This window comes from Streptomyces sp. NPDC040405, from assembly GCF_055595765.1.
The window spans coordinates 117,629-139,733 of record NZ_JBVIVI010000018.1; the positions used below are offsets into that span (position 1 = coordinate 117,629).

At 72.3% G+C, this 22,105-nt stretch carries 2 protein-coding genes; both read right to left on the reverse strand.

All coding sequences use genetic code 11. The features are described from left to right. Positions 1 to 11: 11 nt before the first annotated feature. On the reverse strand, positions 12 to 12,008 hold the full coding sequence (locus tag ACZ59A_RS41250; protein WP_470970052.1) for an SDR family NAD(P)-dependent oxidoreductase: 11,997 nt from the start codon (positions 12,006 to 12,008) through the stop codon (positions 12 to 14). A gap of 42 nt (positions 12,009 to 12,050) precedes the next feature. Then, on the reverse strand, positions 12,051 to 22,105 hold a 10,055-nt coding region (locus ACZ59A_RS41255), incomplete at its 5' end, for an SDR family NAD(P)-dependent oxidoreductase (protein ID WP_470970055.1).

Here is a 22,105-nt window from a genome sequence, read left to right on the forward strand (position 1 = left end):
GCTACTCATGGTCAAGAAGGCAGTTCCCGGTCGATGAACGCGAACAGCTCGTCGTCCGACGCGGCTTCCACGGCCCCGTCGTCCACGGTCTGGCCGACGGCGGCCTCGGGGGCGCCATCGCCGAGCCGCCACAGCAGGGCCTCCAGACGCTTCGCCAGCCTGCCGCGGGCCCGGTCGTCGGGGACGAACCGGGCCATCGCCCCCTCCAGCTTCTCCAGCTCGCCGAAGACGGGGGCGGAGGTGTCCGCGGCCGAGGGGCACAGCTGTTCTCGCAGGTCGTCGGCGATGGCCGAGGACGTCGGATGGCGGAAGATGAACGTGGCGGGCAGCCGCAGCCCGGTGGCGGCGGCAAGCCGGTTGCGCAGCTCGACGGCGGTCAGCGAATCGAACCCCAGGTCCTTGAACGGGGTGTCGCTGTCCACCGCCCCGGCATCGGTGTGCCCCAGCACGGCGGCCGCCTGGGTGCGTACCAGGCTGAGCAGTTCGCGGTGCTGTTCGTCCGGCGGCAGTGCGGTGAGCCGGGCGACCAGTCCCGCGGCGGGCGCGCCGGTGGCGGCGGTTCGCCGTGGGGTGGCCCCGCGGGCCTCGTTGGTGAGGGCGCGCAGCAGGGCCGGGAGGGCGTCGGCGGGCTGTGCGGACAGGGCGCGGACATCGAGGTCGACGGCCGCGGGCTGAGGATCGCCGTGCCAGCAGGCGGTGTCGAGCAGGCGCAGTGCCTGTTCGCCGGACATCGCGGCGATCCCGGACCGGGTCATGCGGGCCAGGTCCGCCTCGCCGAGATGGCCGGTCATCCCGCTGGCCTCGGCCCACAGTCCCCACGCCACGGATACGCCGGGCAAGCCGAGGCCCTGGCGATGGGACGCGAGGGCGTCGCAGAAGGCGTTGGCCGCAGCGTAGTTGGCCTGCCCGGGGCTGCCCATGACTCCGGCGGCCGAGGAGAACATCACGAACATGGCCAGCGGAAGGTGTGCGGTGGCGGTGTGCAGGTTGGCCGCGGCGGTGGCCTTGGCTCCCCACACCCGCGCCAGCCGCTCCGGCGATTGCGAGGTGACGACGGCGTCGTCCAGCACGCCCGCGGCGTGGATGACACCGGTCAGCGGATGGGCCGGGTCGACGCCCGCGACGAGATCGTTGATCGCGGCGGGGTCGGCCGCGTCAGCTGCGGCGATCCGTACGTCGGCGCCCAACTCGCCCAGTCGCGTTGCCAGTTCCTCGGCCCCGGGGGCGTCGTGGCCGCTGCGGCTCACCAGCAGGAGATGCCGGACGCGCCAAGTGCGGACGAGGTGTTCGGCCACTTGCCCGCCCAGTGTCCCAGTGCCTCCAGTGATCAGCACGGTGCCCTCGGGATCCACCGGGGCCGGTACGTCGAGCACGAGCTTGCCGGTGTGCCTGGCCTGGCTCAGATACCGCAGCGCCTCCCGCGCCCGGCACAACGGCCACACCCGCACCGGAGGCGCCACCAGAGCACCCGACGCGAACAGCCCACTCAACTCGCCCAGCATCCGGCCGATACGGTCCGGCCCGGCATCGCTGATCAGGTCGTACGCCTCGTACGACACCCCGGGATACTCGGCCGCGACCTGCTCCGGATCACGGATGTCGGTCTTCCCCATCTCCAGCAACCGGCCACCATCGCCCAGCAACCGAAGAGAAGCATCGACAAACGGCCCGGCCAGACTGTTCAGCACGACATCCACGCCACGGCCACCACTGGCCTCCCGCACGGCCCGCTCGAAGTCCAGATCGCGCGACGAGGCCCGATGTGCGTGGTCGATGCCCATGTCCTCCAGCACCGCGTGCTTGCCGGGGCTCGCCGTGGCGTAGATCTCCGCCCCGAGATGGCGGGCAATCTGCACCGCCGCCATCCCCACACCACCCGTCGCGGCATGGATCAGCACCGACTGGCCCGGCCGGAGTCCGGCGAGGTCCGTGAGCCCGTACCAGGCGGTGAGGAACGCCACCGGTACGGCGGCCGCCTGCTGGAAGGTCCACCCGGCCGGTACGGGGGCGACGAGCCGTGCGTCCGTAACCGTCAGGGGGCCGAAGGACTGGTCGAAGACGCCCATGACCCGGTCTCCCACCGCGACATCGGTGACTCCGGGGCCGATGTCCACCACCACACCGGCGCCTTCGCCGCCCAGCCCGGTCTGTCCCGGGACCATGCCCAGGCTCACCACCACATCCCGGAAGTTGATTCCGGCCGCGCGAACGGCGATGCGCACCTGGCCCGTCCCCAGCGGCTCCAGCACCTCGGGGCAGGGCACCGGCACCACGTTGTCCAGGGTGGCCGTGCCGACGGTGTCCAACCGCCACGCGGCGGGCTGCTCCGCCGGGCCCACGAACCCCGCGCCACCGGCACCGGCCCGGACGAGGCGGGGTGCCAGGACGCGCCCCGCACGGATGGCGAGCTGGGGCTCGTCCTGCTCCGTGGCCTGTGTGACGGCAGTCCGTACGGTGTCGTCGTCGGCCCCGGTCCGTACGGTGTCGTCGTCGAGGTCGAGCAGGAGGAACCGGCCGGGGTTCTCCGACTGGGCGCTGCGTACCAGCCCCCACACGGCCGCGGCAGCCACCTGCGCACCGGCCTCGGCAGAGCGGTCGGCGCTGACCGCACCGTGCGTCACCACCACCAACCGGGCGTCGGACAGCCGCGGTTCGGCCAGCCATCCCTGGAGCAGGGCCAGCGTCCGTTCCGTCATGGCCAGGCCCTCGGCTGCCGTTGCGTCGCCGACGCCCGTGGACGGTACGTCCGCGAGGACCACCGACGGGACCGGCTCCCCGCGATCGAGCGCCTCGATCAACGCCGTGAGGTCCGGGAGGTGGTGCGCATCCGGTCCGGCAAGGTGCGGAGAGCCGGTGCCCAGCAACGCCCAGGGGCCGCCCGCCGGTTCCGCGGTGTCCACGGCGAGAGGCAGGGAGGTCCAGTCGAGGGTGAACAGGCTGTCCGTACGACGGGTGTCCGCCGACCGCAACTGGTCCACACTCGCCGGGCGCATCGCCACCGACTCCACCGTCAGCACGGGCGCACCGACCGCATCCGCCACGGTCACGCGCAGCGCTCGTTCGCCGTCCGCGCTCCGCTCGTGGGGGGACAGCCGCACCCGGACGGTGGTGGCCTCGGCCGCCCACAGCGTCACGCCGTTCCATGCGAAGGGCAACCACAGCTGGCCAGGGGTGGTGTCGGTGTCCGTGCCGGTGGTGATCTGGTCGATCTGGTCGATCAACAGGGCCGGGTGCAGGGCGGCGTCGAGGAGCGCCGGGTGGATGCCGAAGCCACCGTGCTCGCCCGCGGATTCCGGCAGCACCACTTCGGCCAGGACGTCCGCGCCGTCCCGCCACACCGCCCGCAGCCCCTGGAAGGCGGGCCCGTACGCATACCCTGCCGCCGCGACACGTTCGTAGAATCCCCCGGTCTCAAGCGGCTCCGCGCCCGCCGGGGGCCATGCGCCGGTCAGTCCGGCCACGTCGTCGGCGCGGTCGGCGGGCGCGCTCAGTACGCCTTCCGCATGGCACATCCACCCGGTGTCGGGGGCGGCATCACCGTCGGGCCGCGAGTACACCTGCACATCGCGGCGACCGTCGTCCCCGGACGCGCCGACGACCACCTGAAGCCGCACGCCACCGGATCGGGGCAGCACCAGCGGGACCTGGAGCGCCAGTTCCTCCACACCACCGGCGCCGACCTCGTCGGCGGCCCGCAGCGCCCACTCGGCAAGGGCCGCACCCGGCACCAGCACGGCGTCCGCCACCACATGCTCACCGAGCCAGGCGTGCTTGCGCGCCGAGAGTCGGCCCGTGAGCACATGGCCGTTGCCATCGGCCAGTTCCACGGCGGCGGCCAGCACGGGGTGCCGCGCGGAGACCAGTCCGAGGTCGGTGGGGTCGCCCCGGCGACCGCTGTGGCCGTCGAGCCAGTACCTCTCCCGCTGGAAGGCGTAGGTGGGCAGCTCCACGACCCGGGGCGTGGGCGAGGCGGGGTACAGGGAGGTCCAGTCGACATCGGCTCCGGCGACGAACGCCTGGGCGAGCGCCCGGACCAGCTGGTCCCGGCCTCCGTGGTCGCGGCGCAGCGTGGGCACCGTGACGGCCTCCACGCCCGTGTGCTCGAAGGTCTCCTGCATGCCGATGGTCAGCACGGGATGGGTGCTGGTTTCGATGAATACCCGGTGCCCGTCGGCAAACGCCGCCTCGAGCGCGTCAGCGAACCGTACGCGCTCCCGCAGATTCGTCACCCAGTACGCGGTGTCCAGTTGTGCCGTATCGGCACGGCCACCGGTCACCGTGGAGTAGAACGTGATGCCCGTGCCGGAGGTGTCGTTCGGGCGGATACCGTCGAGTTCGCGGAACAGTTCGTCGCGGATCTCATCGATCTGGGGGCCGTGCGAGGCGTAGTCCACATCGATGAGCCGTGCCCGGTCGCCGTTCTCCTGGCACGCGGCCACTGCGGCGGCCACCTGCTGCGGAGGTCCTGAAATGACTGTGGAGGAGGGCCCGTTGACTGCTGCAACGCCCACCCCCGCCGCGCGGTCTCCGAGCCGGTCCAGCAGCTGTTCGGCCTGCTCCTGGCCGATGCCGAGGGACGCCATCGCGCCGCCACCGGCCAGCTGGCGCAGGGCCCGACTACGCAAGGCCACCACCTTCGCGCCGTCCTCCAGCGACAGCGCCCCGGCCACAACCGCCGCCGCGATCTCCCCCTGGCTGTGACCGACCACCGCGGCAGGCTTCACACCATGCCCCGCCCACACCGCGGCCAGGGACACCATCACCGCCCACAACACCGGCTGCACCACATCCACCCGGCCCAGATCACCCTGACTGCCGCGAAGCACATCCGTGAGCGACCAGTCCACGTACGGCGACAGTGCCTGCTCGCACTCGGCCACCCGCGCCGCGAACACCGGCGACTCATCGAGCAGCGCGGCTCCCATCCCGGCCCACTGGGACCCCTGCCCCGGGAACACCAGCACCGGACCGGCATCGCTCGCCGTCGCCGGAGCATCCGCGTGCACCACACCCGGGTGGGACTCCCCCGCCGCCAGCGCCTCGACCGCCGCCAGCAACTCCGCCGGGGCCTCGCCCACCACCACCGCACGATGCTCGAACACCGACCGCGCCCTGACCAACGACCAGCCCACATCCACCGGCCTCAACCCAGGAACCTCGGCCAGAAGCGCCACCAGCGCGCCCGCCTGCCCGCGTAGCGCCTCGGCACTGCGCGCGGACAACACCCAGGGCACGACGCCACCACTGTGCTCGGGCACCGGTGCTGGTTCGGGCGCGTCCGGCGCCTGTTCCAGGATGAGGTGGGCGTTCGTACCGGAGGCGCCGAAGGAGGACACTCCGGCGCGGCGGGGACGCTCGCTGTGCGGCCATTCCACTGGCTCGGTCAGCAGCCGTACCGCGCCGCTGGCCCAGTCGACATGGGGTGTCGGCTCGTCGATGTGCAACGAGGCGGGCAGCACGCCATGCCGCATGGCCTGCACCATCTTGATCACACCCGCCACACCCGCGGCCGCCTGCGTATGCCCGATATTCGACTTGACCGACCCCAGCCACAGCGGCTGACCCTCCGGCCGCTCCTGGCCGTACGTCGCGAGCAGTGCCTGCGCCTCGATCGGATCGCCCAGCGTGGTGCCCGTCCCGTGCGCCTCCACCGCGTCCACCTCCGACGCCGACAACCCCGCACCAGCCAACGCCTGACGGATCACCCGCTGCTGCGACGGACCGTTCGGCGCCGTCAAACCATTCGACGCACCATCCTGATTCACCGCCGAACCCCGGATCACCCCCAACACCCGACGCCCATGACGCCGTGCGTCCGACAACCGCTCCAACAACAGCAACCCCACGCCCTCGCCCCACCCCGTACCGTCCGCCGTGGCGGCAAAGGGCTTGCACCGGCCGTCGGGGGCCAGACCGCGTTGACGGGAGAAGCCGGTGAACACATCCGGGGTGGCCATCACCGTCACACCACCGGCCAGGGCAAGCGTGCACTCGCCCTGCCGCAACGCCTGCGCAGCCAGATGCATCGCCACCAACGACGACGAACACGCCGTATCCACCGTCACCGCCGGACCCTCAAGGCCGAGCGTGTACGCCACCCGCCCCGAGACCACGCTGCCCGACCCCGCGAGCATCGCATAGCCTTCGAGCTTGGCATCGGTGCCGCTGCTCAATCCGGCGGCGTAGTCGTGGTACATCACCCCGGCGTAGACGCCGGTCGGAGTGCCCTTCAGGGAAACGGGGTCGATACCGGCCCGCTCCACCACCTCCCACGCCGCCTCCAGCAGCAAGCGCTGCTGCGGATCGGTCGCCAGCGCCTCACGCGGATTGATGCCGAAGAACCCCGCGTCGAACGCGTCGGCATCATGCAGGAAGCCGCCCTCGTTCGCATAGCTTGTGCCGGGGTGGTCGGGGTCCGGGTGGAAGAGGCCGTCGAGGTCCCAGCCTCGGCCGGTCGGAAACTCCCCGATCACGTCCTTCCCCGAGGCGACCAACTCCCACAGCTTCTCGGGAGACGTCGCGCCACCGGGGAACCGGCAGGTCATCCCCACGATCGCGATCGGCTCACCGGAGTCGGCCACCGTCATCGCCGGGCCACGCGCCACCGTGGACTCGCCCACCAGCCGGGTGCACAGATAGGTGGCCAGTGCGTGAGGCGTCGGATAGTCGAACACCATCGTCGCGGGCAACCTCAACCCCGACACCGCCGACAACCGATTACGCAACTCCACCGCCGTCAACGAATCAAAACCCAACTCCTTGAACGCCACCCCCGACCGCACCTCACCCGACGAACCAAACCCCAACACCACCGCCACACAACCCCGCACCACCTCCACCACCACACCCAACCGCGCACCCTCATCCAGCCCCACCAACCGACCAGCCAACCCACCAACCTGCTCGCCACCAACAGCCACCCGGCGGCGAACGCGCCCCACCACCAACCCACGCAACACCGCAGGCACACCACCACCCACCACCCCCGCCACATCAAGATCCACAGCCATCGTCAACGGGTGCGGGAGTCGACACGCGGCATCCAGCAGGGCAAGTCCGCGCTCGGACGACAACGGCCTCATTCCGCGCAGCCGGGTCAGGTCCGTCCGGCCCAAGTGCCCGGTCATGGAGCTGGCCTGCTCCCACAGCCCCCATGCCACCGACACACCGGGCAGCCCGAGGCCGTGTCGGCGGGCGACCAGCGCATCGACGTAGGCGTTCGCCGCCGCGTATCCGGCCTGCCCCGCATTGCCCACCACCCCAGCGGCCGAGGAGAACATCACGAACATGCCCAGCGGAAGATCCGCCGTCGCAGCATGCAGCTGGGCCGCCGCCGTGGCCTTCGCGTCCCACACCCGCGCCACTTGCCGCGGGGTCAGCGAGGTGATGACCGCGTCGTCCAGTACACCTGCGGCATGGATGACCCCGGTCAGCGGGTGTGTCGGGGCGATCCCGGCCACCAGCTCGGCCACCTCGCCCGCGTCCGTGACGTCCACGGAGACGACCCGTACCTGTGCGCCCGCATCGCTGAGTCGGTCGGTCAGTTCCTGCGCGCCCGGGGCCTCGGGGCCTCGGCGGCTCGCCAGCACCAGGTGCTTGACCTGCCAGGTGCGTACGAGGTGCTCGGCGACCAGGCCGCCCAGCAGCCCCGTACCGCCGACGATCAGCACCGTCCCGTCCGGGTCGAGGGCACCGGGCGCCCCCGGACCCTCGGCGGCGGGCTCGTCATGGCCTGCGCGGGCAGGGGTCATCCGGGGCACCAGCAACTGCCCGGCCCGCATGGCCACCTGCGGCTCATCAGCCCGTACGGCACGGGCCACGGCGTCGGCCACGCTGCGAGGGGTGACCTCGGCGTGGGGATCCGGGTCGGTGTCGAGTAGGACGAACCGGTCCGGATTCTCCGCCTGTGCACTCCGCAGCAGGCCCCAGACGGCAGCACTGGCCAGATCCGGGACGCCTTCCTCGGCGTGCGCCACCGCACCCCGCGTCACCACCACCAACCGGGCCTCGGTCAGGCGCGGTTCGGCCAGCCAGCCCTGCACAAGGTGCAGCGCGTCCTCGACGGCGGTGAGACCATCGCTCGCGCCCGCCACGAGGCCATCGTCGGCGGGCTCGCGCACGGCAGGGAGATACGCCAAGGCCAGGGTCGGAGCTGACGTACCGCCGTCCATCGCGGCGGTCAGCGCCGTCAGATCCGGGTGGCATACGGCATCGTCGGAGCCGTCCCCGCCCAGCACCACCCAGCCGTCGTCATCCGTCGTCATCGGCACGGCAGGCAGGGGCGTCCAGTCGAGCGTGAACAGCCCACCGAAATCGCGTCCGCCCACGGACCGAAGCTGATCGGCGTCCGCCGGGCGCATCGTGAGGGAGGCGACCGTGAGAACGGGAGCGCCCCCGGCGTCGGCCACGACCAGCCGGAGCCCGCGCTCGCCGGTCGCGCACTCCTGGCTCGGCGTGAGCCGTACGCGGACCGTGGTCGCGTCCGTGGCGTGCAGCGATACGCCATTCCAGACGAACGGCAACCACAGCTGCTCAACCTGCGACGGGTCGGCGTCGGTGGCGAACCGGTCGGCCAGCAGGAGGGGGTGGAGGGCTGCGTCGAGGAGCACCGGGTGGATGCCGAAGCCGTCAGGGTCTCCGGCGGCCTCGGGCAGCGCCACCTCGGCCAGCAGATCCTGGCCATCGCGCCACGCTGCCCGAAGCCCCTGGAACGACGGGCCGTACGCGTACCCCGTCGCCGCAGCCTGCTCGTAGAACCCCGCTACGTCCAGCGGCTTCGCGTCCGCCGGGGGCCATGCGCCGGGCAGCTCCTCCGCCGGGCCGCCCGGGGACGGCGGGCTCAGCACGCCTTCCGCGTGGCACACCCATCCCGGGTCGCCGCCCGGCTCGGCGGTGCGGTCGGGGCGGGAGTACACCCGCACATCGCGCCGTCCGTCGTCGGCCGCCTCGCCGACCACCACCTGTACGCGCAAGCCTTCCGACGCGGGGAGGGCCAAGGGCACCTGAAGCGCCAACTCCTCGACGCCGCCGCACCCGGCTTCATCGGCCGCCCGCAGCGCCCACTCCACCAGCGCCGCACCGGGCATCAGCACCGCGCCCGCGACGGCGTGCTCGGCCTGCCAGCCACCGCTTCCGGCCGAGACCCGGCCGGTCAGCAGCAACCCGCCGTCGGGCAGCCCGACCGCGGCGGGCAGCAAGGCGTGCTCCACGCGCTGCAACCCTGCCGCGGCCACATCGCCCACCCGACCGCTCGCGGCAGCCGCCCAGAACCGCCGACGCTGGAAGGCGTACGTCGGCAGATCCACCGTCCGTGGCGTCGGCTCGGAGGGGAACAGGGTCGTCCAGTCCACGGGGACGCCCGCGACGAATGCCTGGGCGAGGGAGCGCACCAGCTGTGCCCGGCCACCGTGGTCGCGGCGCAGCGTCGGCACGGTCACCGCATCGACGCCCGCCCGCTCAAAGGTCTCCTGCATACCCACGGTGAGCACGGGGTGGGTGCTGGCCTCGATGAACACCCGGTGCCCATCGGCCACCAGCGCCTCGATCGCATCCGCGAAGCGCACCTGTTCCCGCAGATTGGTCACCCAGTACGCCGTGTCGAGACCGCTTGTGGCGATCCGGCCGCCGGTCACCGTGGAGTAGAACGCCACCTTCGACGCGCTCGGCCTGATTCCCGCCAGTACGCGCATCAGCTCATCGCGGATCTCATCCACCTGGGGACCGTGCGACGCGTAGTCCACATCGATCAGCCGCGCCCGGTCGCCGCTCTCCTGACACGCCGCCACCACTGCGGTCACCTGCTCCGGCGGACCCGACACCACCGTAGAAGAGGGTCCGTTGACCGCCGCCACACCCACGCCCGCAGCCTGATCGCCAAGCACGTCCAGCAGCTCCATAGCCTGCTCCTGGCCCATTCCCAGCGACGCCATCGCCCCGCCACCGGCCAACCGGCGCAACGCACGACTGCGCAACGCCACCACCTTCGCGCCATCCTCCAACGACAGCGCCCCCGCCACGACCGCCGCCGCGATCTCCCCTTGGCTATGACCCACCACCGCCGCAGGCCGCACCCCATGCCCCGCCCACACCGCCGCCAACGACACCATCACCGCCCACAACACCGGCTGCACCACATCAACCCGACTCATATCCGCACCACGCAACACATCCGTGAGCGACCAATCCACATACGGCGCCAACGCCCGCTCACACTCCGCCACCCGAGCCGCAAACACCGCAGACTCATCCAACAACCCAGCACCCATCCCCACCCACTGCGAACCCTGCCCCGGAAACACCAACACCGGACCCACATCACTCACCAACGCCGAAGCACCGGAACACACCACGCCCGGGTGCGACTCCCCCACCGCCAGCGCCTCGACCGCCGCCACCAACCCCGCACGGTCCTCACCCACCACCACCGCACGATGCTCGAACACCGACCGCGCCCTGACCAACGACCAGCCCACATCCACCGGCCTCACCCCGGGAGCCTCAGCCAGACGCGCCACCAACGCGCCCGCCTGACCCCGCAGCGCCTCCGCACTCCGGCCCGACACCACCCACGGCACCACACCACCACCGTGCTCGGCCACCGGCTCCGCCTCGGGCACGTCCGGGGCCTGCTCCACGATCACATGCGCGTTGGTGCCGCTGATCCCGAAAGAGGACACTCCTGCCCGCCGTGGCCGGTCGCCGCGCGGCCACTCGACGGGCTTGGTCAGCAGCCGTACGCCGCCTCCGTCCCACTCCACATGGGCTGTCGGCTCCTCGGCGTGCAGGGTCGCGGGCAGCATCTCGTGCCGTAACGCCATCACCATCTTGATCACACCGGCCACGCCCGCCGCGCCCTGCGTATGGCCGATGTTGGACTTCAACGAGCCGAGCCACAGGGGGCGATCCTCCGGCCGGTCCTGCCCGTAGGTGGCGATGAGCGCGTCGGCCTCGATGGGGTCGCCGAGGGTGGTGCCGGTGCCATGGGCCTCGACGGCGTCCACCTCGGAGGGGGCCAGCCGAGCCCCGTTCAGCGCCTGGCGGATGACGCGCTGCTGCGATGGCCCGTTCGGTGCCGTGAACCCGTTGCTGGCACCGTCCTGGTTGATGGCCGAGCCCCGGATCACGGCCATCACCTCGTGGCCGTTGCGCCGCGCGTCCGACAGCCGCTCCAGCAGCACCAGGCCGACGCCCTCGCCCCACCCCGTGCCGTCGGCGGTGGCGGCGAACGCCTTGCACCGGCCGTCCGGGGACAGGCCACGCTGACGGGAGAATCCGGTGAACACCTCGGGGGTGGCCATCACCGTGACCCCACCGGCCAGGGCGAGCGTGCATTCGCCCTGGCGCAGTGCCTGCATGGCCAGGTGAATGGCCACCAGCGAGGACGAGCACGCCGTCTCGATCGTGACGGCCGGGCCTTCCAGACCGAAGGTGTACGACACCCGGCCCGACAGCAGGCTCGGGGCATTGCCCGCGTAACCCTCGGATGCCCGCTCCGGAAGGTCGCCCGAGCCCGCTCCGCCGGTGGTGGCCGTACCGGCGTAGACCCCCGTGGGGGAGCCCTTCAGAGAGAGCGGATCGATACCGGCCCGTTCGAATGCTTCCCATGCCGTTTCGAGCAACAGCCGCTGCTGCGGGCTGGTGGCCAGCGCCTCGCGCGGGCTGATGCCGAAGAACTGGGGGTCGAACTGGTCGGCGGCGTCGAGGAACCCGCCTCGGCGGACATAGGTGGTGCCGGGGTGATCCGGGTCCGGGTGGTACAGGCCCTGCAGGTCCCAGCCACGGTCGGTGGGGAAGTCGCCGATCGCGTCGACTCCTTCGGACACCAGTGTCCACAGCGCCTCGGGGGTGTCCACTCCGCCCGGGAAGCGGCAGGCTACGCTCACCACGGCCACCGGCTCCTGGGAGCGCTCTTCCACCTCGCGTAGGCGCAGCCGTGTGTCGTGCAGATCCGCGGACACGCGCTTGAGGTATTCGACCAGCTTTTCTTCGTTTACGTTCACGTTCACCATGAGGTTTCACCCGGCCTTAAGCGATCGTCGCGTCCGGCACATTCAGGACACACCCAGCTCGTTGTCGATGAAGTCGAGAACCTGGGCCGCGGACGCGGACTCCAGCCGCTCCGCGGCAGTTGTCCGTCCCGCCAGGTTCCGCGTCGCCTTCCACGTGGCCAGCAGGTTCTCCAGCCGGGCCGTGACCGCCCCCGACTCGTCGTCCGCCGCGTCGAGGCGGGCCAAGGTGGCTTCCAGCCTGGCCAGTTCGTTGAGGGCCGGGTCGACGCCGGACCGGCCCGGCGATCCGTCCTCCTCGGGGGCGAGGCGCTCCAGCAGATGGTCGGCAAGAATGGCCGCCTCGGGGTAGTCGAAGACGAGGGCGGCGGGCAGCCGCAGGCCGGTGGCGGCGGAGAGCCGGTTGCGCAGCTCCACGGCCGTCAGCGAGTCGAAGCCCAGATCCTTGAAACTGGTGTCCGCCTGGACCGCTTCCGCATCCGCGTGGCCCAGCACGGTGGTCGCGTGGCCACGGACCAGATCGAGCAGCGCCCGACGCCGCTCGTCGGCGGACATTCCCGCCAGTCGGCCGGTCCAGTCGACCGGCCGCGCACCGGCCGCCGCGGCCGTACGGCGTTCCGTCGCGCGCCCGGCACCGGCACTCGCCGCGACCAGGGCACGCAGTGCGGCGGGCAGGGTGTCCGGGGGCTGGGCGGCGAGGACGTGTGTGCGCACATCGGCCGCGATCAGCTGGTGGCCGCCGTGCTGGACCGCGGCGTCGAGCAGTGCCAGGGCGTGGTCGCCCGCCATCGCGGCGATACCGGAGCGGGCCATCCGTGCCAGATCCGCTTCGGTGAGGTTTCCGGTCATCTCGCTGGCTTCGGCCCACAGTCCCCATGCGACGGACACGCCCGGCAGGCCGAGGGCCCGCCGATGGGCGGCCAGCGCATCGCAAAAGGCATTGGCCGCCGCGTAGTTGGCCTGACCGGGGCTGCCCATCACTCCGGCGGCCGAGGAGAACATCACGAACATGCCGAGCCGCAGATCCGCCGTCGCCGCGTGCAGATGGGCCGCCGCCGCGGCCTTGGCCGCCCACACCCGCGCCAATCGCTCCGGTGTCTGCGAAGTGACCACCGCGTCGTCCAGGACACCGGCCGCGTGGATCACTCCGGTCAGTGGGTGTTCCGGGTCGATGCCCGCCACCAGGGCGGCCACCGCGGCGGCCTCGGTGACGTCGGCCGCCTCGATCCGTACGTGTGCGCCCAGTTCGCCCAGCCGGGCCGTCAGCTCCTTCGCGCCCGGGGCGTCGGGGCCGCCGCGGCTGACCAGCAGCAGACGCCGGGCCTGCCAGGTGCGCACCAGATGCTCGGCGACCAGGGCGCCCAGGGTGCCGGTGCCGCCGGTGATCAGTACGGTGCCGTCCGGGTACACCGGGGCCGGGATGTCCAGCACGAGCTTTCCGGTGTGTTTGGCCTGGCTGAGGTGGCGCAGTGCCTCCCGTGCCCGGTCCAGCGGCCAGGCCCGCAGCGGCGGCGGTTCCAGGACCCCGGCGGTGAAGAGCGCGCCCAGCTCGGCCAGCATCCGGCCGATGCGGTCCGGTCCGGCGTCCCCGATCAGGTCGTAGACCTGATAGCGCACCCCCGGGTGGTCGGCCGCGATGCGCTCCGGGTCGCGGATGTCGGTCTTGCCCATCTCCAGGAGACGGCCGCCCTCGTGCAGCAGCCGCAGCGAGGCGTCGACGAAGGGGCCGGCGAGGCTGTTCAGTACGACGTCCACGCCACGGCCGCCGGTGGCCTCCCGTACGACGTGCTCGAAGTCGAGGTCGCGCGAGGAAGCCCGGTGCGCCGCGTCGATGCCCATGGCTTCCAGCACCACATGCTTGCCGGGGCTCGCCGTGGCGTACACCTCGGCGCCCAAGTGGCGGGCGATTTGCACCGCCGCCATGCCCACACCACCGGCCGCCGCGTGGATCAGCACCGACTCGCCCGCCCGGAGGCCGCCCAGTTCCACGAGCCCGTACCACGCGGTGAGGAACACCACCGGCACCGCGGCCGCCTGCCGGAGACTCCACCCGTCGGGGACCGGCGCCACCATACGCACGTCCGTCACCGCCAGCGGGCCGAACGCACGGTCGAACACCCCCATGACCGGGTCGCCCACCGCCACCTGGGTCACCCCCGGGCCGACCGCGACCACCACTCCGGCGCCCTCGCCGCCCAGCCCGGTCTGGCCCGGGACCATCCCCAGACTGATCAGGGCGTCGCGGAAGTTGATGCCCGCCGCGTGGACCGCGACCCGCACTTGAGCTGCGCCCAAGGGCTCCAGCACCTCGGGGCAGGGCACCGGTTTCACATTGTCCAGCGTGGCCGCGCCCGTCAGTTCGAGCCGCCACGCGGGCTGCCCGACCGGCCCCACCACTCCCCCGCTACTCGCCCCCGCGGCGCGCATCAGCCGGGGCACCAGGATCCGCCCGGCGCGCAGCGCCACCTGGGGCTCGTCCATCGCCACGGCCCGCAGGACGCCGTCCACCACGCCGTGGCCGGGTACCGCACCGGCCGGTTCACCAGCGGGGTCGAGGTCGAGCAGGAGGAAGCGGCCGGGGTTCTCCGCCTGCGCGCTGCGCACCAGCCCGCACACCGCGGCACCGGCCGCGTTCACATCACCGTCGCCATGTCCCTCGTCCTCGGATGTGGCGACCCCGACCGCGCCCCGGGTGACGACCACCAACCGGGCGTCGGCCAACCGCGGCTCGGCCAGCCAGCCCTGCAACAGCGCCAACGCCTCTTCGGTCAGGGCAAGTCCGGCATCCGCCACGTCGCGGTCCGAGGAGGGCGCGGACAGACCGGCGATGCCCACCGAGGGAACGGGTGCGCCGCCATCGAGCGCGGCGATCAGCGACTCCAGATGCGGATGGCAGACCGTGCGCTCCCCGGTGGGGGCCCACTCCGCCTGGCCCAGCACCACCCAGTCGGCCGTGTCCGGAACGTCCTCGAGATCCTGGCGTTCCGGCGGTGTCGGCAAGGCGGTCCAGTCCAGGGTGAACAGCCCGTCCACATCGGGCCCCGCGGCGGCCCGCAGTTGCGCCGGGTCGGCCGACCGCATCACCAGCTCATCGGCCGTCAGCACCGGAACGCCCACCGCATCGGCCACCACCACCCGCAGACCTCGTTCTCCCTCCGCACCGTCCGCCTGCGGCGACCGGGGCGAGAGCCGGACCCGGACCGTCGTCGCACCACCCGCCCACAACGACACGCCCCGCCAGGCGAACGGCAGCCATACCTCCTCCCGTTCCGGCGCGGACGGGTCGAGCAGCAGCGCCGGGTGCAGGGCGGCATCCAGCAGGGCGGGATGGATACCGAAGCCGTCGCGGCCACCGGCGGCTTCGGGCAGGGCCACCTCGGCGAGGACGTCCGTACCGTCCCGCCACACGGCCTGTACGCCCTGGAAGGACGGGCCGTACGCGTACCCAGCCGCCGCCGCGCGCTCGTAGAAGCCCGTCACGTCGACCGGCTCCGCCTCCGCCGGGGGCCACACCCCGGACAGCTCCTCCGCACCGCTATCGGCGGACGGCGGGCTCAGCACACCCTCCGCATGGCACACCCACCCCGGGTCGGTGCCCGGTTCGGCATCGCGGTCGGGGCGGGAGTAGATCCGTACGTCACGCCGCCGGTCCTCGGTGACCGGGCCCGCCACCACCTGGACGCGCAGCCCGCCCGATGCGGGAAGCACCAGCGGGACCTGAAGCACCAGCTCCTCCACCCCACCGCACCCGGCTTCGTCGGCCGCCCGCAGTGCCCACTCCACCAGCGCCGCACCGGGCACGAGCACCGCGCCGACCATCACGTGTTCGGCCAGCCAGTTCTTGACGCCACTGGACGGGATCCGCCCGGTGAGCACCACCCCGCCGTCGGCCAGCCCGACCGCCGCGGGCAGCAGCGCGTGCTCCACCCGCTGCAACCCGGCGGCGGCGACATCTCCGACTCCACCGGCCGCGGCCAGCCAGTACCGCTCGCGCTGGAAGGCGTAGGTGGGCAGCTCCACCGTGCGCGGCGCGGGGTCGGCCGGGAACCAGCCGGTCCAGTCCACGTCGGCGGCAGAGGTGTGGAGTTGGGCGAGGGTATGGCCGAAGGCGCGGACGTCGGATTGCTTACGGGTCAATGTGGCCGCCACCAAGGGGCTGGGCCGCTCGGCGTCCGTGGCCGCGTGGCCGAGTGTGTGCTGTGTCGCGGTGGCCAGGACCGGGTCCGGTCCCAGCTCCAGAAAGACGCCCGCCTCGGGAGCGATACGGGTGATGGCGGGGTGGAAACGGACCGGCTGCCGGATGTGCTCCGCCCAGTAACCAGGGGTGGCGATCCGCTCGTCGGCGGCCTCCCCGGTGAGGTTGCTGAGCACCGGAAGGGTGGGCCGGTGAAACGTCAGCTCCGCGATGGCCTGGGTGAACGGTTCCAGGATGGGGTCCATCGACGGCGAGTGGAAGGCATGGCTGACCGTCAGGATCTTCGTCTTACGGCCCTTGGCGGCCCAGGCCGCGCTGATCCGGGCCACCCGCTCACCGGGCCCGGAGATGACCGTGTTGCCGGGCGTGTTCAGAGCGGCGATGCCCACCTGCCCGTCGTGCTCGGCAAGGTCCTCGGCCAGCTCGTCGGGAGCAGCCGCGATGGTGGCCATGCCGCCTCCCTCCGGGAGCCCGCCCATCAGGGTGGCGCGGGCGGCCACCAGTCGGCAGGCGTCCGGCAGATCGAAGACACCGGCCACATGGGCGGCGGCGACCTCACCGATCGAGTGGCCGATCACCACCTCGGGGCGGCAGCCCAGCGAGTCCAGCAACCGGGCCAGGGCGATGTGCAGCGCGAACAGCCCCGCCTGGGCGTAGGCCGTGTGGTCCAGCAGCCCCGGCTGCTCGGGCACTCCGGTGAACGCGACCTGCCGCAGCGAGTGTTCAAGATGCGGGTCGAGCAGGCCGCAGACCTCGTCGAACGCCGCGGCGAACACCGGAAAGCGGCCGTAGAGCCCGGCGCCCATGCCCACGCGCTGGCTGCCCTGGCCGCTGAACAGCCACACCATCTTCCCGGACGGGACCGCGCCCGCGGACGTGCCCACCACCCCCGGATGCGGCTCACCGGCCGCCAGGGCCTCCACCGCCGCCACCATGTCCGCCCGGTCGCCGCCCAGCACCACGGCTCGGTGCTCGAACAGCGACCGGGACGTCAACAGCGACCATCCCACCTCGACCGCAGACGCCTGCGGGTCCGGCGCCAGGCACCCAACCAGTGCCGCGGCCTGCCCGCGTAGCGCCTCGGCACTGCGCGCGGACAGCACCCAGGGCACGACGTCACCACTGTGCTCGGGCACCGGTGCTGGTTCGGGCGCGTCCGGGGCCTGTTCCAGGATGAGGTGGGCGTTCGTACCGGAGGCGCCGAAGGAGGACACTCCGGCGCGGCGGGGACGCTCGCTGTGCGGCCATTCCACTGGCTCGGTCAGCAGCCGTACCGCGCCGCTGGCCCAGTCGACATGGGGTGTCGGCTCGTCGATGTGCAACGAGGCGGGCAGCACGCCATGCCGCATGGCCTGCACCATCTTGATCACACCCGCCACACCCGCGGCCGCCTGCGTATGCCCGATATTCGACTTGATGGAGCCGAGCAGCAGCGGTCGGTCATCGGTGCGCTCCTGGCCGTATGTGGCGAGCAGTGCCTGCGCCTCGATCGGGTCGCCCAGGGTGGTGCCCGTCCCGTGCGCCTCCACCGCGTCCACCTCTGACGCCGACAGCCCCGCACCGGCGAGCGCCTGGCGGATCACCCGCTGCTGCGACGGACCGTTCGGCGCCGTCAAACCATTCGACGCACCATCCTGATTCACCGCCGAACCCCGGATCACCCCCAACACCCGGCGCCCATGACGCCGTGCGTCCGACAACCGCTCCAGCAGCAACAGGCCGACGCCCTCACTCCAGCCGGTCCCGTCGGCGGCCGCCGCGAACGGCTTGCACCGCCCGTCGGGGGCCAGGCCGCGCTGACGGGAGAAGCCGGTGAACACATCGGGGGTGGCCATCACCGTCACACCACCGGCCAGGGCAAGCGTGCACTCGCCCTGCCGCAACGCCTGCGCCGCCAGATGCATCGCCACCAACGACGACGAACACGCCGTATCCACCGTCACCGCCGGACCCTCAAGGCCGAGCGTGTACGCCACCCGGCCGGACACCACGCTGCCGGAGCTGGCGAGCATGGCGTAGCCCTCCAGCCGTGCGTCGCCGCCGCTGAGCCCGGCCGCGTAGTCGTGGTACATCACTCCGGCGTAGACGCCGGTCGGAGTGCCCTTCAGGGAAACGGGGTCGATACCGGCCCGCTCCACCACCTCCCACGCCGCCTCCAGCAGCAGACGCTGCTGCGGATCGGTCGCCAGCGCCTCGCGCGGATTGATGCCGAAGAACCCCGCGTCGAACGCGTCGGCGTCGTACAGAAATCCCCCTTCGCGGGCGTAGGACGTGCCGGGGTGGTCGGGATCCGGGTGGAAGAGGCCGTCGAGGTCCCAGCCTCGGCCGGTCGGAAACTCCCCGATCGCCTCATCGCCCGAGGACACCAGGTCCCACAGGCCCTCCGGGGAGGTGACCCCGCCCGGAAAGCGGCAGGTCATCGCGGTGATCGCGATCGGCTCGTCGGTGGCGGTCGACGTCACGGCGTGTGCGGTGGGTCGAGCCGTCTCGCCCACCAGCCGGGTGCACAGATAGGTGGCCAGGGCGTGAGGCGTCGGATAGTCGAACACCATCGTCGCGGGCAACCGCAACCCCGACACCGCCGACAACCGATTACGCAACTCCACCGCCGTCAACGAATCAAAACCCAACTCCTTGAACGCCACCCCCGACCGCACCTCACCCGACGAACCAAACCCCAACACCACCGCCACACAACCCCGCACCACCTCCACCACCACACCCAACCGCGCACCCTCATCCAGCCCCACCAACCGACCAGCCAACCCACCAACCTGCTCGCCACCAACAGCCACCCGGCGACGGGCACGCCCCGCCACCAACCCACGCAACACCGCAGGCACACCACCACCCACCACCCCCGCCACATCAAGATCCACCGCCACCGTCAACGGGTGCGGGAGTCGACACGCGGCATCCAGCAGGGCCAGCGCCTTGGGCGTGGACATCGCGGCGATGCCCGAGCGGGACATGCGGGCCCGGTCCACCTCGGCGAGCTTTCCGGTCAGGCCGCTGGACTGGGCCCATAGTCCCCATGCCACCGACAGCGCCGGAAGGCCGAGGGCCCGGCGGTGAGCGGCCAGGGCATCGCAGAAGGCGTTCGCCGCCGCGTAGTTGGCCTGCCCCGGGCTGCCCAGCACCCCGGCGGCCGAGGAGAACATCACGAACATGCCCAGCGGAAGATCCGCCGTCGCAGTATGCAGATGGGCCGCCGCCGTGGCCTTCGCCTCCCACACCCGCGCCAGGCGTTCCGGGGTCAGCGACGTGAGCACCGCGTCGTCCAGCAGCCCGGTGGCGTGGATGACGCCGGTCAGCGGATGCTCCGCGTCAACCCCCGCCACCAGCTCCGCCACCGCGGCCGCATCCGTGACGTCCACCGCGGCGATCCGCACCCGCGCGCCGAGGTCTTCCAGCCGGTCGGCCAGGTCCCGTGCGCCGGGGGCGTCCGGCCCTCGGCGGCTCACCAGCAGTAGGTGGCCGACCTGCCACGTACGGACGAGGTGTTCGGCGACCAGTCCGCCCAGGGTGCCGGTGCCGCCCGTGATGAGCACCGTGCCATCCGGGTCGAGCACACCGGGGACCTCCGACGGCCGGTCGCTGTCGGCGCGCTTCAGCCGGGGCACCAGCGCCTGGCCGTCCCGTACCGCCAGCTGGGGTTCGTCCCGTTCCACCGCACACGCGACCGCAGCCCGCACACCGTCCGCGAGGACATCGGCTCCGGGCGCGAGGTCGAGCAGGAGGAAGCGGCCCGGGTTCTCCGCCTGCGCACTGCGCACCAGGCCCCAGACGGCGGCACCGGCCAAGTCCGGGGCGTCATCCTCGGCGGGCGCGACCGCACCCCGCGTCACCACCACCAACCGGGCCTCGGCCAGGCGCGGTTCGGCCAGCCAGCCCTGCAACAGCCTCAGTGTCCGCTCCGCCAAAGACAGTCCCTCAGCCGCCGTCACGGCATCGGCGGCGGCGTCGGACTGCGGAAGCCACGCCAGAGCTGCGGACGGGACCGGCCCTTCGGCGTCGAGCGCCGCGACCAACGGCTCCAAGTCCTGGTCGGCGTCCGCGTCGGCAAGGCCCAGGACCGCCCAGTCGTCTTCATCCATCGTGACCGGCGCGGCAGGCAACGGTGTCCACTCCAGCGCGAACAGCCCGTCCACGCCACGCGCGCCCGCCGCACGCAACTGCTCGATCCGTGCCGGGCGCGTCACCAGGGAGTCCACCGTCAGGACCGGTTCCCCGGCCGCGTCGGCCACCACCATCCGCAGTCCCCGCTCGCCGTCCACGCCATGCCGCCGCGGGGAGATCCGCACCCGCACGGCGGTGGCGCCGGTGGCCCAGAGGGACACACCGTTCCACGCGAACGGCAGCCACACCTCGTCGTCGTCCTGCTCCCGCTCGGACGAGGCGACCAGCAGCGCCGGGTGCAGCGCGGCATCGAGCAGCGCGGGGTGGATGCCGAAGCCTTCCTCGTCCCCCGCTGCCTCCGGCAGCGCCACCTCGGCGACCAGATCCGCGCCGTCCCGCCACATCGCGCGCAGCCCCTGGAAGGACGGCCCGTACGCATATCCCGCCGCCGCGGTCTGCTCGTAGAACCCGTCCAAGTCAACCGACTGGGCACCGGGCGGGGGCCACGCCCCTGGCAAGCCCTCGGTCGTCGGACCGGTGTCCTCACGTGGCGGGCTCAGTACGCCCTCCGCGTGGCACACCCACCCCGCTACGGAGTCGGCGTCCCCGGGGCGGGAGTACACCCGCACCTCACGCCGTCCGTCCTCGGCCGCCTCGCCCACCACGACCTGGACGCGCAAGCCTCCCGACTCGGGCAGCGTCAGGGGCACCTGAAGTGCCAGTTCCTCCACTCCGCCGCAGCCGACCTCGTCGGCCGCCCGCAACACCCACTCCACCAGCGCCGCGCCCGGCACCAGTACGGTCCCCGCCACCACATGGTCGCTGAGCCAGCTCACGCCGCCGCCGACCGTGACTCTGCCGGTGAGCAGGTGCGTACTGCCGTCGGCAAGCTCGACCGCGGCGCCCAGCAGCGGATGCCCGGCGGAGACCAGACCGAGGTCACTGGGATCGCCGACCCCGCCCGATCCGGCCATCCAGAAGCGTTGGTGCTGGAACGGGTAGGTGGGCAGGTCCACGGTGCCCGGTGTCGGATCGGACGGGAACAGGGTCGTCCAGTCCACGGGGACGCCCGCCACGAACGCATGGGCGAGGGAGCGCACCAGCTGTGCCCGGCCGCCGTGGTCGCGGCGCAGCGTCGGCACGGTCACCGCATCGACGCCCGCCCGTTCGAAGGTCTCCTCCATGCCCACGGTGACCACGGGGTGGGTGCTGGCCTCGATGAACACCCGGTGCCCATCGGCCACCAGCGCCTCCACCGCATCCGCGAACCGCACCGGCTCCCGCAGGTTCGTCACCCAGTACGCGGCGTCCAGACCGGCCGTATCGGCTCGACCGCCGGTCACCGTCGAGTAGAAGGCCACCTCGTCCGAGGGAGCGGCGACCGGGGTCACGCCGTCCAGCACGCGCATCAGCTCGTCGCGGATCTCATCCACCTGGGGACCATGCGAGGCGTAGTCCACATCGATCAGCCGCGCCCGATCGCCGCTCTCCCGGCACGCCGCCACCACTGCGGTCACCTGCTCCGGCGGACCCGACACCACCGTAGAAGACGGCCCATTGACCGCCGCCACACCCACCCCCGCAGCCTGACCGCCGAGCCCATCCAACAGCTCCACGGCCTGCCCCTGACCCATGCCCAACGACGCCATCGCCCCGCCACCGGCCAACCGGCGCAACGCCCGACTACGCAGCGCCACCACCTTCGCGCCATCCTCCAACGACAGCGCCCCCGCCACGACCGCCGCCGCGATCTCCCCCTGGCTATGACCCACCACCGCCGCAGGCC

Excerpts from the sequence above, each read along its gene's own strand:
- ACZ59A_RS41250 (WP_470970052.1), bottom strand. The coding sequence starts at position 12,008 with ATGGTGAACGTGAACGTAAACGAAGAAAAGCTGGTCGAATACCTCAAG.